We start from the raw sequence: 1,826 nt of genomic DNA on the forward strand, positions 1-1,826 counted from the left end.
TGACGATTCATCATGGCCGTTTATAGTACCGCAGTCTCTCCCCTTTATTTTTACTGAAGAGCAGACAGAAACCATAAACACCGGCGTTGACACGCCGGGGAAGCCCTTATAGTACAATAATTTTCGAAATCCAACCCATCCCGCCTACAGGAATGACGGATTTTTCGGCGGTTCCGGCGTAGACCCACCACAACTGCTGTATAGCTTGTGGGTAAGTGATAATGAAGTGCAAACGAGATGGCGCAAATACTCTTTTGGTTTATCTTTTAATTACTTACGTATTAAAAGATAAACCAAAAAATAAAAGACATTGCTGTTATCCCCTTTAAAAAGTGGATAACCGAACAGCATCGGCGCGAGCGCCTCAAAAGTAGCTCCCCACGCTAAAGCGCGGGGCATTCAGAACGGAATCCCTCGATGGCTAACAGCTCGCCTGTTAGCCATCGAGGGATTGGACAAATCCGGCCACGCCGGATACGTCAGCAAATATCGCTGAAGAATTAGATTACACGCTCGTAAGCGGCTCTTACGACCCGCTAACGCGGAGATACGCCCCAACTGCGGCTTCGGCCTTGTTGTGACCACTCCGACCGCGCACAAAAGCCTCTGAGCCGCTTTTAGCGGAATATGGCTTTGCAGGGTGAAGGGATGGATAGGCGATCCCTTTCGATCCCTCACTGGTATCGGCGGCTAACCCTCGGTGCTACCTGTCATTTCATCCTGCCGCCTTACATGCGCTAACGCGCATAAATCCCCGTTCCTCAGTGGAACGAAAACTCACGCTAACAGGGTAGTGACCGGGTAGCCACGATAACTGCCAACAAAATTAGCTTATAGGTTAATTCTACCTTGTCTGAAATTAGCCTATAGGTTAATATTAATAGAAATGGGAGGTCACATGTTTAGCGTTGTTTATCACCCGGAAGCCAGGGAAGAAGCCACAGCATTACCCGTAAAAATCAGGGTGAAGTTTGACCGTCTCATCGGCAAACTGGAGTATGACGCCCGATTACTGCGGGAGCCGGACACGAAGCCCCTGGGCGATGGACTTTTTGAGATCCGCACGATGGGGACGGACATAGCCAGGGGAATCTGGGTATACCACAAAGGCAATACCATCATCATGCTCCGTGTTTTCATCAAGAAGTCACAGAAAACGCCAGCGAAAGAAATCGATCTCGCCAAAAAGCGGTTAGCGGAGGTACTTAATGAAACTGGTAAGCCATAAAGAACTGCATAACGAGTGGATGCAGGACGATGAATATCGCGCTGCATGGCAGGAAGAAGAACGTAAGGAAAAGCTCAGGGAGCTGCTTGCTGAATGGCGCAAGCATGACAACCTGACAAAAGCGCAGGTTGCTGAACGCATGGGGGTTACACCTCCGGTTATTTCTCGCCTGGAAAACAACATCACCAAAGCCAGCATCGACACACTGACCCGCTACGCTCACGCCTGCGGCATCAAGAAACCTGTCATTGCCCTGTACTGAATAGCCAGCCCTCCGGGGCTGGCCTTTTTGTTTCGGTCAGTCCCAAAATTTTGTTAAAGCAAGTTTAAAATGTCACCTGTTTCTCCAAAGTTGAAATGTCACTTCTAAGCCAATCTATTTATACATAATCTTTACATCTTTCCCCGGTGACAAAGTGCTAATTGGTCTGTAATGTTCAATGTGTGGCAGGCAAGCCGCCGGTGACTTAGGGAAGGTGCGAACAAGTTCCTGATATGAGATCATCATATTCATCCGGAGCGCATCCCAGAGGGACATCATGAGCCATCAACTCACCTTCGCCGATAGTGAATTCAGCACTAAGCGCCGTCAGACCCG

Annotated in this window: 2 protein-coding genes; both read left to right on the forward strand. The window is 49.0% G+C overall.

Annotation, left to right across the window (positions count from 1 at the left end; all coding sequences use genetic code 11):
- Nucleotides 1-898 precede the first annotated feature (898 nt).
- Entirely contained in the window at nucleotides 899-1,228 is a 330-nt protein-coding gene (locus tag OOJ59_RS27800) for a type II toxin-antitoxin system RelE/ParE family toxin (protein ID WP_000493286.1), read from the forward strand.
- On the forward strand, nucleotides 1,209-1,490 hold the full coding sequence (locus tag OOJ59_RS27805) for a helix-turn-helix domain-containing protein (RefSeq protein WP_000780222.1): 282 nt from the start codon (nucleotides 1,209-1,211) through the stop codon (nucleotides 1,488-1,490). Before OOJ59_RS27800 ends, OOJ59_RS27805 begins: the two co-directional genes overlap by 20 nt.
- The last annotated feature ends 336 nt before the right edge of the window (nucleotides 1,491-1,826 follow it).

Source organism: Citrobacter sp. W9 (genome assembly GCF_026719375.1).
GTDB lineage: Bacteria > Pseudomonadota > Gammaproteobacteria > Enterobacterales > Enterobacteriaceae > Citrobacter > Citrobacter werkmanii.

Bases quoted from the DNA above. Each gene is read 5' to 3' on its own strand.
- OOJ59_RS27800 (WP_000493286.1), top strand. From the start codon at position 899: ATGTTTAGCGTTGTTTATCACCCGGAAGCCAGGGAAGAAGCCACAGCA.
- OOJ59_RS27805 (WP_000780222.1), top strand. From the start codon at position 1,209: ATGAAACTGGTAAGCCATAAAGAACTGCATAACGAGTGGATGCAGGAC.